At 67.5% G+C, this 17,181-nt stretch carries 16 protein-coding genes; 5 read left to right on the top strand and 11 right to left on the bottom strand.

Annotation, left to right across the window (positions count from 1 at the left end):
* Positions 1-21 precede the first annotated feature (21 nt).
* The 4 genes from KCTC_RS13900 to KCTC_RS13885 are packed head-to-tail and all read right to left on the bottom strand — an operon-like array spanning position 22 to position 4,420.
* On the bottom strand, positions 22-2,217 hold the full coding sequence (locus KCTC_RS13900) for a 3-hydroxyacyl-CoA dehydrogenase NAD-binding domain-containing protein (protein WP_231998758.1): 2,196 nt from the start codon (positions 2,215-2,217) through the stop codon (positions 22-24).
* Between the two features lie 5 nt (positions 2,218-2,222).
* A complete protein-coding gene (locus KCTC_RS13895; RefSeq protein WP_125569807.1) occupies positions 2,223-3,434 on the bottom strand; it encodes an acetyl-CoA C-acetyltransferase in 1,212 nt (403 codons plus the stop codon).
* A 40-nt stretch (positions 3,435-3,474) separates the two neighbouring features.
* On the bottom strand, positions 3,475-3,948 hold the full coding sequence (locus KCTC_RS13890) for a DUF2505 domain-containing protein (protein WP_125569806.1): 474 nt from the start codon (positions 3,946-3,948) through the stop codon (positions 3,475-3,477).
* 1 nt (position 3,949) lies between these two features.
* Positions 3,950-4,420 (bottom strand): nuclear transport factor 2 family protein, encoded by a 471-nt coding sequence (locus KCTC_RS13885; RefSeq protein ID WP_125569805.1) that lies wholly within the window; start codon positions 4,418-4,420, stop codon positions 3,950-3,952.
* Positions 4,421-4,467: 47 nt separating this feature from the next.
* On the opposite strand from KCTC_RS13885, the gene KCTC_RS13880 reads away from it, so the two are divergent.
* Together KCTC_RS13880 and KCTC_RS13875 are read left to right on the top strand one after the other, a co-directional pair.
* Positions 4,468-5,346: a TIGR03619 family F420-dependent LLM class oxidoreductase gene (locus KCTC_RS13880; protein ID WP_125569804.1), complete on the top strand. Its 879-nt coding sequence runs from the start codon at positions 4,468-4,470 to the stop codon at positions 5,344-5,346.
* Positions 5,347-5,513: 167 nt separating this feature from the next.
* Entirely contained in the window at positions 5,514-6,302 is a 789-nt protein-coding gene (locus tag KCTC_RS13875; protein WP_125569803.1) for a hypothetical protein, read from the top strand.
* An 80-nt stretch (positions 6,303-6,382) separates the two neighbouring features.
* On the opposite strand, the gene KCTC_RS13870 is transcribed toward KCTC_RS13875, so the two are convergent.
* The 3 genes from KCTC_RS13870 to KCTC_RS13860 are packed head-to-tail and all read right to left on the bottom strand — an operon-like array spanning position 6,383 to position 8,917.
* A complete protein-coding gene (locus KCTC_RS13870) occupies positions 6,383-7,474 on the bottom strand; it encodes a ferredoxin--NADP reductase (RefSeq protein WP_125569802.1) in 1,092 nt (363 codons plus the stop codon).
* Positions 7,464-7,763, bottom strand: coding sequence for a hypothetical protein (locus KCTC_RS13865; protein WP_125569801.1), 300 nt, complete (start codon positions 7,761-7,763; stop codon positions 7,464-7,466). Before KCTC_RS13865 ends, KCTC_RS13870 begins: the two co-directional genes overlap by 11 nt.
* Positions 7,760-8,917 (bottom strand): Rieske 2Fe-2S domain-containing protein, encoded by a 1,158-nt coding sequence (locus KCTC_RS13860; RefSeq protein WP_125569800.1) that lies wholly within the window; start codon positions 8,915-8,917, stop codon positions 7,760-7,762. The genes KCTC_RS13865 and KCTC_RS13860 overlap by 4 nt, the downstream gene beginning before the upstream one ends.
* 77 nt (positions 8,918-8,994) lie before the next feature.
* Between KCTC_RS13860 and KCTC_RS13855 the strand changes: the two genes are divergently transcribed.
* Positions 8,995-10,179, top strand: coding sequence for an acyl-CoA dehydrogenase family protein (locus tag KCTC_RS13855; RefSeq protein WP_125569799.1), 1,185 nt, complete (start codon positions 8,995-8,997; stop codon positions 10,177-10,179).
* Between the two features lie 18 nt (positions 10,180-10,197).
* A complete protein-coding gene (locus KCTC_RS13850) occupies positions 10,198-11,295 on the top strand; it encodes an acyl-CoA dehydrogenase family protein (RefSeq protein ID WP_125569798.1) in 1,098 nt (365 codons plus the stop codon).
* Positions 11,296-11,331: 36 nt separating this feature from the next.
* Here KCTC_RS13850 and KCTC_RS13845 read toward each other — a convergent pair whose 3' ends face one another.
* Genes KCTC_RS13845 through KCTC_RS13830 form a run of 4 tightly spaced genes read right to left on the bottom strand, consistent with a single transcriptional unit; the run spans position 11,332 to position 16,312 of the window.
* Positions 11,332-12,084 (bottom strand): trypsin-like serine peptidase, encoded by a 753-nt coding sequence (locus tag KCTC_RS13845; protein WP_125569797.1) that lies wholly within the window; start codon positions 12,082-12,084, stop codon positions 11,332-11,334.
* A gap of 9 nt (positions 12,085-12,093) precedes the next feature.
* Positions 12,094-13,554 carry a cellulase family glycosylhydrolase gene (locus KCTC_RS13840; RefSeq protein WP_125569796.1) on the bottom strand — a complete coding sequence of 487 codons (1,461 nt, stop codon included), beginning with the start codon at positions 13,552-13,554 and terminating at the stop codon, positions 12,094-12,096.
* Complete coding sequence (locus tag KCTC_RS13835; protein ID WP_125569795.1) at positions 13,554-14,654, bottom strand: NAD(P)H-dependent flavin oxidoreductase; 1,101 nt, start codon at positions 14,652-14,654, stop codon at positions 13,554-13,556. The genes KCTC_RS13840 and KCTC_RS13835 overlap by 1 nt, the downstream gene beginning before the upstream one ends.
* The gene (locus KCTC_RS13830) at positions 14,654-16,312 is read right to left on the bottom strand and encodes an acyl-CoA synthetase (RefSeq protein ID WP_125569794.1); all 1,659 of its coding nucleotides are present in this window, start codon (positions 16,310-16,312) and stop codon (positions 14,654-14,656) included. Before KCTC_RS13830 ends, KCTC_RS13835 begins: the two co-directional genes overlap by 1 nt.
* A gap of 46 nt (positions 16,313-16,358) precedes the next feature.
* Here KCTC_RS13830 and KCTC_RS13825 point away from each other — a divergent pair, with 46 nt between their 5' ends.
* Positions 16,359-17,180 carry a crotonase/enoyl-CoA hydratase family protein gene (locus KCTC_RS13825; RefSeq protein WP_125569793.1) on the top strand — a complete coding sequence of 274 codons (822 nt, stop codon included), beginning with the start codon at positions 16,359-16,361 and terminating at the stop codon, positions 17,178-17,180.
* The last annotated feature ends 1 nt before the right edge of the window (position 17,181 follow it).

Below are 17,181 nucleotides of genomic sequence, written 5' to 3'. Positions count from 1 at the left end.
GACTCGCCGTCCGGCTTCGGGCTAGGCGGGGAAGCCCTCGCCAGACGCAGCCTTGGCGCGCAGCCAGTCCGACGCGCGGAACCGCTCACCGTACGCGTCCGCCAGCAGGTCTGCGCGCGCCACGAAGCCGGCCAGGCCGCCCTCGTAGTTGGTCATGAACGTCGCCGGTCCGCCGGTGATGCCGGGGAAGCCGATCGCCATGATCGCCCCGATGTTGGCCGCGGCCGCGGACTCGATCACGCCCTCCTCGAAGCACTTCGCCGCTTCGAGAGCCTCGGCGAAGAGCAGCCGATCCTGGGCGTCCCTGAACGAGACCTGCGCAGCAGCAACCGGGAACAGGTCGCTGAGACCGACCCAGATCCCCTGGCGTACGCCCGCGTCGTCGTAGTCGTAGAAGCCAGCCCCACGGAGACGTCCTGCGCGACCGGCGGCCACCATGGCCGGGACGACGGCAGCGCCGGGCTTCTCCACCCATGCGCGTCCCTCCGCCTCGGCGCCGGCCTTGTTGGCAGCGGCGACCTTCGCCATCAGCTCGAGGTTGAGTTCGTCGCACAACTGCAGCGCGCCGACCGGGTAACCCGCCTGAAGCGTCGCCCGCTCGACGGTCCAGGGAGCGACACCTTCGGCGATCATCGCCAGACCCTCGTTGATGCGTACGCCGATGATCCGGCTGGTGTAGAACCCACGACTGTCGTTGACGACGATCGGAATCTTCCGGATCTGCAGCACGAAGTCGATCGTGCGCGCCAGCGTCTCGTCGGTGGTCTTCGCTCCGCGGATCACCTCGACGATCGGCATCTTGTCGGCCGGCGAGAAGAAGTGCATCCCGATGAAGTCCGACTGACGACTCACGCCCTCGGCCAGATCGGTGATCGGGAGCGTCGAGGTGTTCGAGCCCAGCAACGCGTCCGGTGCGACGACGCCCTCGATCTCGGCGAAGAGCTTCTTCTTCAGCTCGGCGTCCTCGAACACCGCCTCGACCACACCGTCGCACCCGACCAGCGCATCCACATCGGCAGTCGGCGTGATCCGTCCGAGGACCTGGGCCGCCTTCTCGGCGGTGATCTTGCCGCGCTCCTGAGCTTTGGCGAGCAGCTTCTCCGAGTACGCCTTGCCGCGCTCAGCAGCCTCCAGCGTCACGTCCTTGAGCACGACCTCGATGCCGGCCGACGCCGAGGCGTACGCGATCCCGGCACCCATCATTCCAGCGCCAAGGACGGCGAGCTTCGTCACGGGGCGCGTCTCGTACCCAGCCGGTCGATCCCCGCCGCCACTGGCCCGCTGCATGTCGAAGAAGAACGCCTGGATCATCGCCTTCGCGACCTGGCCGGTCGCGAGGTTGACGAAGTAGCGGGCCTCGATCTGCTCCGCTCCGGCGAAGTCGACCTGAGCGCCCTCGACCGCGGCCGAGATGATCGCCCGCGGAGCCGGGTACGGAACGCCCTTGGCAGCCTTGCGCACGTTGCCCGGTACGCCGGGGAGCATGCTCGAGATCGCGCGATCGGTCGCGGCTCCACCCGGGATCCTGTAGCCCGGGCGATCCCATGGCTGCACCGACGCGTCGGCGTCGCCAGCGTGCGCGAGCAGCCATGCCCTCGCCGCGGGGAGCAGGTCGTCCTGCGAGCCGACGACCTCGTCGATGAGCCCCTTATCGAGGGCTGCCGCGACAGTGAATCGGGTGCCGGTCGTGAGGATCTCGTTGATCGCCTTGAAGACGCCGAACTTCCGGACCGTACGCACCACTCCGCCCGCACCCGCGAGCAGGCCGAGGGTCACCTCCGGCAGCCCGATCTGGACCTTGCGGTCCTCGACCGCGATCCGGTGGTGGGTCGCGAGGCAGAGCTCATAACCGCCACCGAGCGCCGCACCGTTGATCGCTGAGACCACCGGGACACCGATGGTCTCCATCCTGCGCAGGGTCGCCTTGAGGGCGAGCGAGTCGTTGTAGAGCCGCTCGGCGTCGGCAGGTCCGACCTCGAGCAGCGCCTTCACGTTGCCGCCGGCGAAGAACGAGTCCTTCGCGCTCGCGACGATAGCTCCGAGGACCGAGCCGTCGGCCACGTCAGCGGCAAGGCGGTCGAGTACGTCCGCGAAGTCCTGCTTGAAGCGGGCACTCATCGTGTTGGCAGCCGACGACGGGTCGTCGAAGGTGATGGTGGCGATCTTGTCGGCGCCCACGTCGTAGCGGACGACGGAGGTCATAGCGGTGTCGTTCATGTCGTTCAGATCCGTTCCACGATGGTCGCGATGCCCATGCCGGCGCCGATGCACAACGTCACCAGCCCACGACGCAGGTCGCGGCGCTCCAACTCGTCCAGCACGGTGCCCAGGATCATCGCGCCGGTGGCACCCAGCGGGTGACCCATCGCGATCGCTCCGCCGTTGACGTTGACGATCTCCGGGTCGAGGTCGAGGTCGCGCATGAACCGCATCGCGACCGAGGCGAACGCCTCGTTGATCTCGAACAGGTCGATGTCGTCGACCGTCAGCCCTGCCTTCGCCAGCGCCTTGCGGCTCGCCGGCGCGGGGCCGGTCAGCATGATCGTCGGGTCGGCGCCCGAGACCGCTGCGGACACGATCCGGCCACGCGGGGTCAGGCCCATGTCGGACCCGGCCTTCTCGCTGCCGATCAGCACCAACGCGGCTCCGTCGACGATGCCTGAGGAGTTGCCGGAGTGGTGGACGTGGTTGATCCCCGGCAGCCAGTGGTACTTCTCCAGGGCCACGAAGTCGTACCCGCCCTGCGCCCCCATCGCGGCGAACGACGGCTTCAGCGGGGAAAGGCTCTCCAGCGTCGTGCCGGGACGTACGAACTCGTCGCGATCGAGCACGACGTGGCCATTGATGTCGCGGACCGGGATGAGCGACTTGGCGAAGTAGTCATTCGCTTGCGCCTTCGCGGCGCGGGCCTGTGACTGGACCGCGTACGCGTCGACGTCCTCACGGCTCCAGCCCTCGACCGTGGCGATCAGGTCGGCGCCGATGCCCTGGGGCACGAAGTCGGTCTGCCAGGCGGTGGCCGGGTCCTGCGACCACGCGCTGCCGACGGTGCCCATCGGTACGCGCGACATCGACTCGACGCCGCCGGCGAGGATCAGGTCCTCCCAGCCGCCGCGCACCCGCGCAGCAGCCTGATTGACCGCCTCGAGGCCCGAGGCGCACATCCGGTTGAGTTGCACGCCCGACGTGGTGTCCGGCAGGCCGGCCGCGATCGCCGCGGTCTTGGCCAGGACACCGCCCTGGTCGCCGAACGGGCTGACCACACCGACGATCAGGTCGTCGATCGCCTCGGGGTCGAGCCCTGGGTTGCGGTCGCGGACTGCGTCGATCAGCCCGGTGACCAGGTCGATCGGCTTCACGGTGTTGAGCCCGCCACCGACCTTCCCCTTGCCCCGTGGTGTGCGGACAACGTCGTAGATCAGGGCCTCAGACATGGGGGTCCTTCAGGAGTCGAGCGAGTGTGAAAGTGGTACGTCAGGAGTGCGAGGCGAGCCATTCGGCGCCGACCTGGCCCTCGGTGACGAGCCCTGCGGTGGTCAGATCCGCGACGAGCTTCTCGAGCTTGCCGCCGATCAGCGGGACCGACGCGGACACCTCAAGGGTGTAGCTGTGGGTCGTCACGCCGGCGGCCTCGGTCAATGCCACGCTGCCGGCCTGGGTGATCGGTTTGCCGGGGGTCTCGAGGGTGATCGTCGCCGAGGTGCCCGCCTCGTCCCAGATTTCGGTATGAATCACGGTGGTGGCGCCACCAGCGAACTTCTTGGCAAAGGCCGGTACGCCCTGGACAGGCTGCTCCTCGCGAACGACGAGCTTCCCGTTGCCAAACGCTGCCGAGCACGAGAGCGCACCCACACGGGTCGCGACCTGCTCGCGGAACGCCGGGTCGTTGAGCATCGCGCGTACGCGCTCGATCGGGGCGGCGTAGGTGTTGGTGTGCTGGAACTTCATGTCACGCCTTCCGCATGGTGGTCATCGCGCGCTCGGCTTCCCAGTACGCGCGCATGGAGGCCACCCGGCCCTCGTCGTTGACGGTGTAGATCATCACCAGGTCGGTGTCGACCAGAGTGCCGTCCGGGAAACGGGTGGTGATCGTTCCGATGTTGGCGCAGGAGTTCCCGCACGCGTGCGAGTCGGTGATGGTGAAGATGAACGACTCGATCGGCGCGATCGCCTTGTCCCAGAACGCGCTGATCCCGGCGTGGCCGTGGTGGCCCTTGCCCTCCGGGTCGAACCAGGACGGGCCCACCGGGTCCTCGATGACCGCGTCCTCCGCGTACACCTTCAACCACTCCGCGAGCACACCGGTGCCCACGGCGGAGTAGGAACGCTGAGAGGCACGACGGGCCGGATGATCGCCGTTCGGCGCGTTCCAGACGACGTACGCGGGTAGCTCGATCTGGTCGGTGGCGGTGTCGCTCATGAAGAGGAGGCTACCGCAAAACTAGAACGTGTTCTAGAGTCGCTTCCGTGCGATTCACCTATGCCGAGGCGCTGACCGACCCCCGTTTCTACATCCCGCTGGCGCAGGCCGCCGAGAACGCGGGCTATCACTCCATCACGCTGGCGGACTCGCTCGCGTACCCCAAGGAGTCGGACTCGAAGTACCCGTACACCGACACCGGTGACCGCGAGTTCCTCGAGGACAAGGCGTTCATCGAGACCTTCACCCTGGCCGCCGCGATGTCGAGCGTGACCACGAAGATCCGGTTCCTGCCGTTCGTGCTGAAGCTGGCCGTACGCCCTCCGGCGCTGGTCGCCAAACAGGCGATGTCCATCGCGTACCTGTCGGACAACCGACTCGGTCTCGGCATCGGCCTCTCCCCCTGGCCCGAGGACTTCGAGCTCATGGGCGTCCCGTGGGCGGCGCGTGGCAAGCGGATGGACGAGCAGATCGACATCCTGCGTGGACTGACGTCGGGTGAGTACTTCGAGTACCACGGCGAGTTCTACGACATCGCCGCCACCAAGATGACCCCGGCGCCGACGGAGCCGATCCCGCTCCTCATCGGCGGCCACAGCGACGCAGCCCTGCGACGCGCGGTGCTGAAGGGTGACGGCTGGATGCACGCCGGCGGCGACGGCGAGGAGCTCGCCCGCCTGCTCGACCGACTCGACGAGATCAAGAAGGAGGAGGGCCTCGCGGACAAGCCGTTCGAGACCCATGTCATCTCCTACGACGCATTCACCGTCGACGGCGCGAAGCGGATGGAGGACCGCGGCGTCACCGACTGCATCGTCGGGTTCCGACTCCCCTACATCAAGGGCCCGGACACCGAGCCGCTGGAGAAGAAGGTCCAGCACCTGGAGTGGTTCGCCGAGAACGTGATCGACAAGGTCAACGGCTGAACTGACGTCGACGGGGCGCGGAGTCGCCGTCGAAGGGGCGCACTTTCACTGCCGACGGGGCGGCCGCGAACCACTGTGCGTCCACATGGCGCCGTCGCCACACCGTTGTCCACAGCGTCCGCGCTCCTGCGGTCGGTGAGCACGGCCTCTGATCCACGATGCGGCGCGTGGCAGACGAATCTCCGATCCCGCCGGAATGGGCGGCGTACCTGGACGAGATGGCCCCGCGCGGCCACGTGGCCGTCGATCGGACGGCGGCCCTGATCCTCGGCGTCGACACCTACAGCTGGTTGGAGCGCGACCAGCCACTGGTTCCCGAGACGGCGGTGATCGGCGACCGACGCGCGAGCCGGATGGCCGACTTGGCGGCACATTCACGCGACCTGGCCCCCGTTGAGGTGGTCCGGATCCATGGGGTTCCCACCACCACACCGCTGCGCACGGCGATGGACCTGGGGTGCGTACTCAAGCGGTGGCAGGCTTTTGCGGCCATGAATGCTCTCGCCGGTGCGTACGACCTGGCCGCAGCGGACTTCGTACGTGAACTGCCGCGGCATCGGCGCCGCCGGGGCGTATGCCAACTCCGCGCACTGATCGGCCACCTCACTCCTGAAGTGGAGTCGATGCGCGAGTCACGACTACTGCTCGCGATCCTGGATGCCGGCTTGCCCGTTCCGCGGGCGCAGCATCGGGTGGACCTGCCTGGCGGTGAATGGTTTCGCGTCGACTTCGCCTACCCACACCGGCGGATCGCGGTGGAGTACGACGGTTCTGAATTCCACGACTCGACCGAGGAACAGCGTCGCCGGGACCGGCGGCGGCGCGATCTGATGCGACAGGACGGCTGGGAGTTCATCGTGGTAACGTCGGCCGATTTCCGCGGCCGTCGCGAGGGCGTCTGGCTGACCCAGCTGCGTGATCTGCTCGCCGCGACGCACCACAACCGTCGATGGTGACCGTCGGACGGTTGATTTGCGACCCTTCGACCGTGAATCTGCGACCCTTCGACGGTGAAAGGACGCCCCTTCGCAGAGGGTCAGGAGTAGCTGACGCGGACCTTGTCGGTGACGGCAACGGACTGGCAGGCCAGCCGGATGCCGTCGGCGAGGTCCTCGTCGTCGAGGACGTCGTTGTTGAGCATCTTGACCTCACCCTCGAGGATCCGGCAGGCACAGGCCGAGCACTCGCCGAGGCGGCACGAGTACGGCGCCGCGATGCCCTTGGACTCGAGGTGATCGAGCAGAGTGACACCCGGCGCCCAGTCGTCGAAGTCGTGGTCGACGCCGTCGAGTTCGACCTGCAGGCGGGACGGGCCGGCAGAGGGGTCATCGAGTACAACCTCGCCGGGGCCGTCCGATTCGGCTGCCTCGATCTCCTCCGCAGCGACTGCCGCGTCCTCGGCATCGCCGAAGGGGTTGCCGCCGAGCGAGATGAACTTCTCCTGGTGACGACGCTCCCGCGGGAACTCCAGTTCGCGCAACGCCGCGACCGTCGAGGCCATGAACGGAGCCGGGCCACACACGAAGGCGTCGTACGACAGGTACTGCGACGCAAAGGCGCGCAGCTGATCCTGGCTCGGCAGGCCCTGGACGGACTCCAACCAGTGCACGACCTGCAGCCGGTCCGGGTACGCGGCCGCGAGCTCGGCCCACTGCTTCGCGAAGATCACCGATGACTCGTCACGGTTGGCGTAGAACACCACGATCCGGCCACTGCCGTTGCGCAGGGCCGTACGCGCGATCGACATGATCGGCGTGACACCGCTGCCACCGGCAAAGAGCAGGAAGTCCGCGTCGAGCGAGGCCGGCGTGAAGATCCCGCTCGGCGGAAGGACACGCAGGCTGTCGCCCGGCTCGAGGTTCTCGCAGATCCAGTTGGAGGCGTACCCGTCAGCAGTCCGTTTGACCGTGACCTTGAGGCCTTCGCCGGGCGTACTCGACAACGAGTAGCAGCGGGCGGCCACACCGGTCTGGTCGCTGGGCACCGCCAGCGTCAGGAACTGACCCGGCTTGAAGTCCAACCAACCTGCGTACGGCTCGAAGACGATCGAGCGCGCGTCGGCCGTCTCGATGACGACCTCCCGCACGGCGAGCTCGACGACGTCACTGTTCGGGAATTCAGTAGCCATCGATGGCTCCGATCTCAATCCGGCCGGCGTCCACCGCGGCGTCGATGCTGAGCGCGAGCCGCGGGCAGGGTGCGTACACCGCTCGCCCACCCGGCCGGGCCGCCGACTCTGCGAACTCCCGACACGTGCTGACGCCGTCCTCACCCCACTGGATCGACGTGTGCTGGTCGCTGTTCTTCTTCACCCCGACGACCGTGCCGCAGGTCCCGCAGGACACCTCGACCATCCGGGCATGGGTGTAGAGCTCTTGATCGGCGCGCGTCGCGTCGCCGACACGGAAGGACGTCATGACACGTCGGCGGTGGCCACGTCGTGAGCGGGCTCAGTTTCAGCAGCCCTGCGCGCCAGGTTCTCGGCGACCTCCGCGTGCCAGAACTCGTTGGCCTTGGTGGTGTCGACCTCGAACTCGAACCGCTCGCTCATCTCCGGCTGGACGTCAGCGGCGTCGACGTAGAACTGCTCGTACCAACGACGCAACTGGTAGACCGGGCCGTCGTCCTCGCACAGCAGCGGGTTCTGGACCGGCACCTTGTTCTCCCAGATCGCCACGTCCTGGAGGAAGCCGCTGCCGAAGGAGTTCGTGTACGCCTCGGCGATGTAGTTGACCGTCTTCTCATCGAGGCCTTCGGGCTTCTTGACGGTGATCGCGTACTGCAGTGTGAAGCTGTCGGGGCCCGTGGGAAGGTGGCAGTTCACCAGGATCACCTCGGTGACGAAGCCCTTGTAGTCGACCTCGAGCCAGTTGATCATGTACGACGGTCCGTAGTACGTGGCCACCGACTTCAGGAACGAGTTCTCGTCGCCGTACGCACCGTCCTGGTGGTCCGGGCGGCCCTGCGACTCCATGAACTGGGTCGCGGTGTGGCCCTCGAAGACGTTGCGGAAGCTGGTCGGGAACGCGAAGTGCACGTAATAGAAGTGCGCCATGTCGGCGACGTTGTCGATCAACTCACGACAGTGCGAGCCGTTGATCTCCTTCGTGTGCCACGACCATTCCGTGTACTTGTCGGTCATCACGTCGGGCAGTTCCGGCGGCAGGATCTCGTGGTCGGCGGCCGAGTTCTCCGGGTCGTGCCAGATGAGCACCTGACCGTTGCGGATCGCGACGTCGTAGCGGTGCGTACGCGCGCGGAGCGGGACGCGACGGGCGTACGGGATCTGCTTGCAGCGACCGTCGCCGCCCCATCGCCAGTCATGGAACGGGCAGGCGACCTCGTCACCCTTGACGAAGCCCTGGGTCAGGTCGCCACCCATGTGACGGCAGTAGCCGTCGAGCACGTTGATGGCGCCCTTCGAGTCGGCCCAGACGACGAGCTTGCCGCCGAAGGCCTCGACCGCGTGCGGCTTGCCATCGGCGAAGTCCCGCTCGAGGCCGAGACAGTGCCATCCACGCGCGAATCGCTCCGGCGCGGTGCCAGCGTCAAGTGCACGGGTCTCAGACATGCCTCACTCCTTGGGTCACGACGCTCGTTCCTGACCCAATGATGGACCAAAACGAGAACATGTTCTAGTTTTATCACATGCGGGTAGCCCTGACACCAGAACAAGAGCGGCTTCGTTCCGAGCTTCGCGAGTATTTTGCCGCGCTCGTGACGCCGGAGATCCGGGCGGGGCTGGCTGCCTCCACCGGCGAGTTCGGCGACACCAGCGTCTACAAGAGCGTGATCCGTCAGCTCGGCACCGACGGCTGGCTCGGCATCGGCTGGCCCGAGGAGTACGGCGGCCAGAACCGGTCGATGATCGATCAGCTGATCTTCACCGACGTCGCCGGGGTCGCCGGCGTACCGGTCCCCCACCTGACGCTCAACACGGTCGGCCCGACGATCATGAAGTTCGGGTCGGACGAGCAGAAGGACTTCTTCCTCCCCAAGATCCTTGCCGGGGAGCTGCACTTCTCGATCGGCTACTCCGAGCCCGGATCGGGCACCGACCTCGCCTCGCTCAAGACTCGCGCGGTCCTCGACGAGGGCACCGGCGAATGGGTCATCAACGGGCAGAAGATGTGGACCTCGTTGATCCAGTACGCCGACTGGCTCTGGATGGCGTGCCGCACCGAACCCGACCAGCCGCGCCACCGCGGACTGTCGCTGATCCTGGTGCCGACCTCGGCCGCCGGCTTCAGCTACACCCCGGTACACACAGTTGCGAGCGTGCACACCAGCGCGACCTACTACGAGGACGTACGCGTCCCGGCGGAGAACATCATCGGCGAGCGCGGCGGCGGCTGGAAGCTGATGACCAATCAGCTCAACCGCGAGCGAGTGGCCCTGACCTCCTCGGCCGCACTGGTGCACTCGATTGAGCTCGTCCGTGACTGGGCGCAGTCGACCAAGACGTCGACCGGCGACCGCGTGATCGATCAGCAGTGGGTCCAGGTGCTCCTCGGTCGGGCGCAGGCGCGTACCGATGCGCTCACGCTGGTCAACTGGAAGCTGGCTTCCGAGATCGACACCCTCAACCCGGCTGATGCGTCGGCCACCAAGGTGTTCGGCTCCGAACTCGCCGTCGAGGTCTACCGGTCCCTGATGGAGATCGTGGGCCCGAGCGCCGGCGTTGCCGCGGACTCCCCCGGTGCCGTGCTGGCCGGGCGGCTCGAGCGCTACTTCCGCTCCTCGCTGGTGATGACCTTCGGCGGCGGCACCAACGAGATCCAACGCGACATCATCGGGTACGTCGGCCTCGGCCTCCCCGCAGCGAAGCGCTGAGCAGAAGAGGTAATAGACATGGACTTCACCTTCTCCTCCGAGCAGGACGAGGCGGCCGCGCTGGCTGCCCAGATCTTCGGCGATCTCACCACGGTCGAGCGCCAGCGTGCCGTCGAGTCCGGCGGCGACCGGTTCGACGCCGACCTGTGGCGTGCGGTCGCGGACGCCGGCTTGATCTCGCTGCCGATCGCTGAGGAGTACGGCGGCGCCGGACTCGGCCTGATCGAGGCCTGCCGGGTCCTCGTCGAAGCCGGGCGTACGGTCGCACCGATCCCGCTGGCCCCTGTGTACGCAGCAACGGCAGCGATCGGTGCGTACGGCTCGGACAACCAGCGCAGCCGCTGGCTCCCCGGGATCGCAGACGGCACCTCGATCATCGTCCCGGCACTCGCGGAGGACCTGGACGCGCAGCCGGTCCATCCGACGACTGTCGCGACGAGCGGACCTGACGGGTGGAGCCTGACCGGGACCAAGACCGTCGTACGCGCTGGCACTCGCGCGGCCGCGTACCTGGTGACTGCCTCCACCACCGACGGCTCGGCCGTCTTCGTGGTCCAGGCCGGGGCCACCGGCGTCTCGGTCGAGGCGCAGCGTACGACTGATGGCGACGTGGCCGGACTGGTCACTCTCACCGGTGCCTCCGCCGAGATCCTCGGTGCGGCAGACGCCGCCCGCGTGCTCGCTGAACTCGTCACCATCGCCGCCTCGGCGGAGATGGTCGGCATCGCCGAAGGCTCGCTTGCGCTCACCACCGCGTACGCCAAGGAGCGCGAGCAGTTCGAGCGCCCGATCGCCACGTTCCAGTCGGTGGCTCACCGGCTGGCCGACGGACACATCGACCTGCTGTTCGGCTCACTCACACTGTGGCAAGCGGTCTGGCGGCTCTCCGAGGGCCTCGACTCTGCGCTCGAGGTGGCCGAAGCAGCCCTGTGGGCTGCGGACATCAGCCACCGGATCGCGCACTCCACCGTCCACATCCACGGCGGCGTCGGCATTGATCTCGACGGAGCCGCACACCGCTATTACACGGCGGCGAAGCGGTTCGAGTTCACCGCTGGAGGTACGACTGCGTCGGCGCTGGCCGTCGGTCGGCTGCTGGCGGCCGAGCCGGCCTGACGCCGAGACCCGGCATCCGTCACGCCGAGACACGACTCATGGACAGGCATTCGCGAGGAAGCCGGGCAGCGCCAGATCTCCGGCGGCGTGCGCCTGCGCGCGGTTGAGGAGCCGACTCGTCCACGCGCCGAACGGCGAGGAGTAGTTGACGGTCGCCGTGCAGCCACCCTGCTGCAGTCCACCGATCACACCGACGACCCGGCCGCTCTGGACGAAGGCGCCACCACTGACGCCGTCGGTCATCCCGCCGGCAGGGCAGGCGACCGTCGGAAAGCCTGCGGTCAGGGTCAGCCGGCTAGTGCACGCGCTCGGCACGCCGGCCGTCATCGGATAGCCGCGTACCGTCGTCGCCGCGCCGATCACCGGCAGCCCCAGCGGCCGTGCGCCCACCACGTCCTCGACCTGGCGGCCGTTCAAAGGAGCGATGGTCAGCACTGCGACATCGCGCGTCGGATTCTGCCCTGACTGCCAGCCCGGGTCGACGTGGATGCTCGCCACCGACCACACGCCGTACGGGGCCCGGCCGTCGCGGAACCCGGGCACGAACTCCGTCCCCGGTCCGGCGCCGAACACGCAGTGCGCTGCGGTGATGACCAGATCGTGACCGGCTGAATGGACCACCGTGGCGGAGCAGAAGTGCGGCCCGCCCAGCGCCGGCAGCAGCCCGGCCAGGCTCGGGTAGAACAACACCCCGTCCGGCGCGTACGCGGTCGACGCCCGGGCCGACGCCGGAACGACCGCGTAGACAGCACTCGCAAGCAGGGCCGCCAGCACCCGAAGACGCGTCACCGCCTCATGCTAATTCGCGCGTACGGACACCGTCACGGTTGAAGCTCCCGGCAGCAGCGCAAGGCGCAGCGTGGCCGCGTTCGGCGCGGAGGTGACCCGCGCGCCGGCGACACTCACCGTGTAGCCGTGCGGGAAGGCCACTGCGGGTGCCGAGATGTCGGTCTCGGACCCGGCACCGAAGGAACCCACGCCGTCCGCACGCGCGGTCGAGTACGTCAGTGCGAAGACACCGTTGGCCCACGACCATGCGCCTGGGACACCGGCGACAGCCTGCGGGTACGGCCGAGCGAGCACCTGGAGCTTCGCGGCGTTCACGTTGGCCCCGACCGGAGGCTGCGATGGGTCATAGACCAGCGCCTGCCCCGACGAGGACGAACTCGTCTTGTCGTTGCCGGTGTAGGCCCATTCGAGCCAGCTCATCCGGTTCTGGTCGGCGTAGTTCTCGACCTCGGTGAGATTCGACAGGTCGTTCGTGGCACCGAACTCGGTCAGCAGTGGCGGGACCCGGCGGCTCGAGGAGTACGTCGCGGCGTTGTGGAACGTCAACGCATCCTGCAACGGACAGCTGAGGTTGTTGCCGAGGAGCGACTGGACTCCGCAGTAGTCGTGGAACGCGAACCCAGTGCCCGACCCGAACGCAGTGACGTTGGTCGGCATGCCCTGGTTGAACAGCACATTCGGTTCGGTCCAGATCAGGTGTCCGCTGTCGGCGGCGCGTACGGCACTGACGGCCTTGGCATTGAAGGCCGACAGGGTGGCGTCGAACAGCGGGCAACCGAGCAGCGGATTCAGACACAACGCCCAGGCCGTACCGGGCCACGGCTCATTCATGACCTCGTAACCGGCGACCGATGGGACGCCCCGGAAGTACGACGCCACGTGCGCCACGGCACCGACATAGTGGTCCTGGAGCCCGCGGCCGTCAGGCGCCGGCGCACTGCCCCAGAAGGCGTCCCAGGCGTGGTTCTCCGCAAGGTTGGCGAAGTAGTTGCCCGGGAAGCCCAGGGGCGGATTCAGCAGCCCGCCGTCCTGGGTGGCCCAGGCGGGCGCACCTTCCCCTTGGAACTCCTCGTTGTAGAGGTCCTGGTGGAAGTCGAGCAGCGAGACGATCCCGTGGCGGGCGAGGGTCTGGACCGTCTGGGAGAGCGAGGCCAGATAGGCGTCGTCGTACGCGCCTGGGCGAGGTTCGACGGCGGCCCAGATGACTCCCAGGCGCATCGCGTTGAAGCCGTTGGCTGCCAGGAAGGCTGCGTCGTCGTCGCTGAATCCGCCAGCGGACGGCGTGTACGGCGCCACCTTGTAGACCTGATTCAGTCCGTGCAGGATCACCACCCGGCCGGCCGCATCCGTCATCCAGACTCCGGCCGATCCGATCGACGCACCGCCGGGCACTGCCCGAGCAGCGGGCGCTGCCAGCAGTCCGAGGGCTGCCACCAGCACCCCGAGCCGCCGCCAGACGCCCCTGGTCATCAGCGAATCTTGTCCAGGCGATCGACTGTCGCCTCGAACTCGGCGACCAGGTCAGCCATCACGTCGGCCACCGGTCGTACCTCGTTCATCGTGCCGACGATCTGACCCACCGGCATCGAGATCACGTCCGGATCACCGTGGGCATTCATCCGGTTGTGCGCGTCGGCCACGAGCAGGTTCTGCAGCGGCATCGGCAGCGGCGACGGTGCGTCCTCGGCCGCCCAGGCCTCGGTCCACTTGGTCTTGAGCAACCGCGCTGGCTTGCCAGTGTAGACCTTCGTACGCACCGTGTCCGCGCTGGTCGCACGCAGGAACGCCTCGGTCATGCCCTTGTTCGTGTTCAGGTTCTGGTACTCGGCAGTGGTCAGCCAGACCGACCCGGTCCAGACGCCCTGGGCGCCCAGGGCGAGGGACGCCGCGACCTGACGGCCGCGACCGATCCCGCCGGCACCGAGCACAGGGACATTCGGCCCGACGGCGTCGACGATCTCCGGCGTGAGCACCATCGAGGCGATCTCGCCGGTGTGCCCGCCCGCCTCGTAGCCCTGGGCGATGATGATGTCGACGCCGTTGGTCACATGCGACTGCGCGTGCTTGGCAGCACCCGCCAGCGCCGCGACGAGGACACCGGCCTCGTGAGCCTGGTTGATGACATCCACCGGCGGCGACCCGAGGGCATTCGCGATCAGCACCGGCCGGTGAGACAGGGCGATGTCGACGTGCGAACGCGCGACCGAGTGCAGCCAGCCGAGTACGCCCTCGCGACCCTCACCCTCCGGAAGCGGCGGAACACCCAACTGCTGCAGCGTCCGCTCGACGAAGCTGATGTGATCAGCCGGGATGTAGGACTTGAGGTCCGTCGAGGTGCCCTCGGTCGGGACCTTCATCGGCATCACGACGTCGACGCCGTACGGCTTGCCGTCGGTGTTCGCGTCCAGCCAGTCGAGGGTCTTGTCGAGTTCGGCCGGGTCGTTGAAGCGTACGCAGCCCAGCACACCCAGACCACCGGCACGCGACACCGCGGCGGCCACGTGCTCGGACGGAGTGAAGGCGAAGATCGGGTACTGGATCCCGAAACGCTCGCAGAGGTCGGTGTGCATCAGGCAGAAGCTCCTGTCGAGATGGTGGCCAGAGCGATTTCCTTGGCCCGGGGGTACTGCGCCTTGCCGGCGGCGTTGCGCGGAATCTCGTCGACGATCGCGAGGACGCGCGGCAGCTTGTAGCCCGACAAGTGCGTACGCAGGAAGGTGCGCAACTCCTCCAGCTCGATCGTCGCGCCGGGCGTGGGCTGCACGACGGCTGCGACGGTCTGGCCGTAGGTCTCATCAGGCAGTCCGACGACGAGGGTGTCGTAGATGTCGGGGTGGAACTTGATCGCCGCCTCAACCTCCTCCGGGTAGACCTTCTCCCCACCGGTGTTGATGCAGTTGGAGCCGCGTCCCAGCAATGTGAGGCGACCTTCACCCTCGACCCGCGCCATGTCCCCGGGGATGGAGTGACGCTCGCCGTCGATCTCCACGAACGTCTTGGCTGACTTCTCGGGGTCGCCGTAGTAGCCGACGGGGACGTGACCCTTGCGTGCGGTGAGGCCCACACACCCGATGTTCTTCGGGTCGTGGATGTCGATCGGCCGGCCATCCTCATCGAGGACCGCCGTGTGCGCACCCGCGGTGATGACCGGGCCATCGGTGGACAGCGCGCTGGCGTCCTGCAGGCCGGTCCCCTGGAAACCGGTCTCCGTCGAGCCCACGGAATCGGTGAAGACCGCGTTGGGGAATGCCTTCATCCACCGCTCCTTGACCGGCTTGGAGAAGATCGCCGCGCTCGAGGCGATCGCGAAGAGCGTCTGGCCACTGAACGGCGTACCGTCCGCGCGGCCCGCCTCGTACGCGTCGATCAGCGGGCGAGCCATGGCATCGCCCGTCATGAACATCATGTGGACGCCGTACTTGTCGATGATCTCCCAGGTCTTCACCGGGTCGAATCGCGGTTCCAGGATCGTGACGGTGCCGGCGAACAGGTGCATCAGGAGGGCTGCCTGCGCGCCGCCGTGCATCAGCGGGCTGAGCGGCAGCGTGACGAGCCCGGGCTGCTTCGCCTTCTCGGACTGGTCGTACTCCTCGAGGTAGTCGCCGCTCATGAAGTCGATGCCGCCACCCAGCACGCGCCAGAAGTCCTCGTGGCGCCACATGACGCCCTTGGGGAATCCGGTGGTGCCGCCGGTGTAGATGATGTGGATGTCGTCGGCGCTGCGCGGCCCGAAGTCCCGGGCGTCGGACTGGCCCTCCGCCGCATCGGCCAGGAGGACACCGCCGTACGACTGGATCAACGCGAACTCGTCGTCACCGATCTCATCAACCGGGCTGGGCACCGCGACGATCGTCTTGAGCTTCGCGAACTTCGGCGCGACCTCGGCAACGAGCGGGGCGTACACCTCGTCGTGGACGAGGCCGACCAGATCGGCGTTGTCGAAGATGTATTCGAGTTCCCCGGCGACGTAGCGGTAGTTGATGTTGATCGCGACGGCGCGGACCTTGAAGATCGCGAGCAGCGCGATCACGTGCTCGGCAGAGTTCTTGGAGTACAGGCCGACATGGTCGCCGGCGCCGATGCCACGACTGCTCAGGAAATGGGCGAGTTTGTTGGACTCCGCCTCGAGCTCGGCAAAGGTGACCCCACGGTCTCCGACCTGCACTGCAGGCTTGTCAGGTGCAGCGTCAACGGCGTGCTCGAACAGATCGGCAATGTTGCGGGCCATGTGGGCAAAACTAGAACACGTTCTCGTTTGTGTCTACACTGCGTCCATGAGCGAGTCATCCACGAGCGAGTCGCACGAGCCGACCCAGCCGCATCTCCTGACCGAACTCCGCGGACACACCCTCATCGTCACGATGAACCGTCCCGAGTCCCGCAACGCCCTCTCGGGCGAGATGTTGGGGCTGATGGAGCAAGCCTGGGAACGGGCCAACAATGACCCCGAGGTACGCGTCGTCATCCTGACCGGCGCCGGCGGCTACTTCTGCGCAGGCGCAGACCTCAAGGCGATGTCGAAGGACGCACCGGGCGACAAGTTCGCCTCCGGCGCCTTCGATCCGTCGATCATCAAGTCGCTGCTCAAGGGCTTCCGATTGACCAAGCCGCTGATCGCTGCCGTCGAGGGCCCGGCGATCGCGGGCGGCACCGAGATCCTGCAGGCGACTGACATCCGGATCGCCGGCGAGTCGGCCAAGTTCGGCGTATCCGAGGTCAAGTGGGGCCTCTACCCGCTGGGCGGTTCGGCCGTACGCCTGCCCCGGCAGATCCCGTACACGATCGCTGCCGAACTGTTGCTGACCGGGCGCCACGTCCTGGCTGCCGAGGCCAAGGAGATCGGCCTCATCGGCCGGATCGTCCCCGACGGCGAGGCGTTGACCGCCGCGCTCGAGGTCGCCGACCTGATCGCCGCGAACGGCCCGCTGGCCGTCCAGGCTGTGCTGAAGACAATCCGCGACTCCGAGGGCAAGCACGAGAACGAGTGCTGGAAGGACGATGCCACCGTCGGCGCAGCAGTGTTCGCAAGCAACGATGCCAAGGAAGGGCCGCGTTCGTTCGCCGAGCGCCGCAAGCCCAACTTCAGCGGCAGCTGAC

Source organism: Nocardioides baekrokdamisoli (genome assembly GCF_003945325.1).
Lineage (GTDB): Bacteria > Actinomycetota > Actinomycetes > Propionibacteriales > Nocardioidaceae > Nocardioides > Nocardioides baekrokdamisoli.
Note: the sequence above shows the minus strand (reverse complement) of the source record. Positions and strands in the feature narration are given on the sequence as shown.

What these genes read in the sequence shown, in the direction of transcription:
- KCTC_RS13860 (WP_125569800.1), bottom strand. Translation starts at nt 8,917, where the DNA reads ATGTCTGAGACCCGTGCACTTGACGCTGGCACCGCGCCGGAGCGATTC.
- KCTC_RS13835 (WP_125569795.1), bottom strand. Translation starts at nt 14,654, where the DNA reads ATGCACACCGACCTCTGCGAGCGTTTCGGGATCCAGTACCCGATCTTC.
- KCTC_RS13830 (WP_125569794.1), bottom strand. Translation starts at nt 16,312, where the DNA reads ATGGCCCGCAACATTGCCGATCTGTTCGAGCACGCCGTTGACGCTGCA.
- KCTC_RS13890 (WP_125569806.1), bottom strand. Translation starts at nt 3,948, where the DNA reads ATGAAGTTCCAGCACACCAACACCTACGCCGCCCCGATCGAGCGCGTA.
- KCTC_RS13850 (WP_125569798.1), top strand. Translation starts at nt 10,198, where the DNA reads ATGGACTTCACCTTCTCCTCCGAGCAGGACGAGGCGGCCGCGCTGGCT.
- KCTC_RS13865 (WP_125569801.1), bottom strand. Translation starts at nt 7,763, where the DNA reads ATGACGTCCTTCCGTGTCGGCGACGCGACGCGCGCCGATCAAGAGCTC.
- KCTC_RS13895 (WP_125569807.1), bottom strand. Translation starts at nt 3,434, where the DNA reads ATGTCTGAGGCCCTGATCTACGACGTTGTCCGCACACCACGGGGCAAG.
- KCTC_RS13855 (WP_125569799.1), top strand. Translation starts at nt 8,995, where the DNA reads ATGCGGGTAGCCCTGACACCAGAACAAGAGCGGCTTCGTTCCGAGCTT.
- KCTC_RS13840 (WP_125569796.1), bottom strand. Translation starts at nt 13,554, where the DNA reads ATGACCAGGGGCGTCTGGCGGCGGCTCGGGGTGCTGGTGGCAGCCCTC.
- KCTC_RS13825 (WP_125569793.1), top strand. Translation starts at nt 16,359, where the DNA reads ATGAGCGAGTCATCCACGAGCGAGTCGCACGAGCCGACCCAGCCGCAT.
- KCTC_RS13885 (WP_125569805.1), bottom strand. Translation starts at nt 4,420, where the DNA reads ATGAGCGACACCGCCACCGACCAGATCGAGCTACCCGCGTACGTCGTC.
- KCTC_RS13900 (WP_231998758.1), bottom strand. Translation starts at nt 2,217, where the DNA reads ATGAACGACACCGCTATGACCTCCGTCGTCCGCTACGACGTGGGCGCC.
- KCTC_RS13870 (WP_125569802.1), bottom strand. Translation starts at nt 7,474, where the DNA reads ATGGCTACTGAATTCCCGAACAGTGACGTCGTCGAGCTCGCCGTGCGG.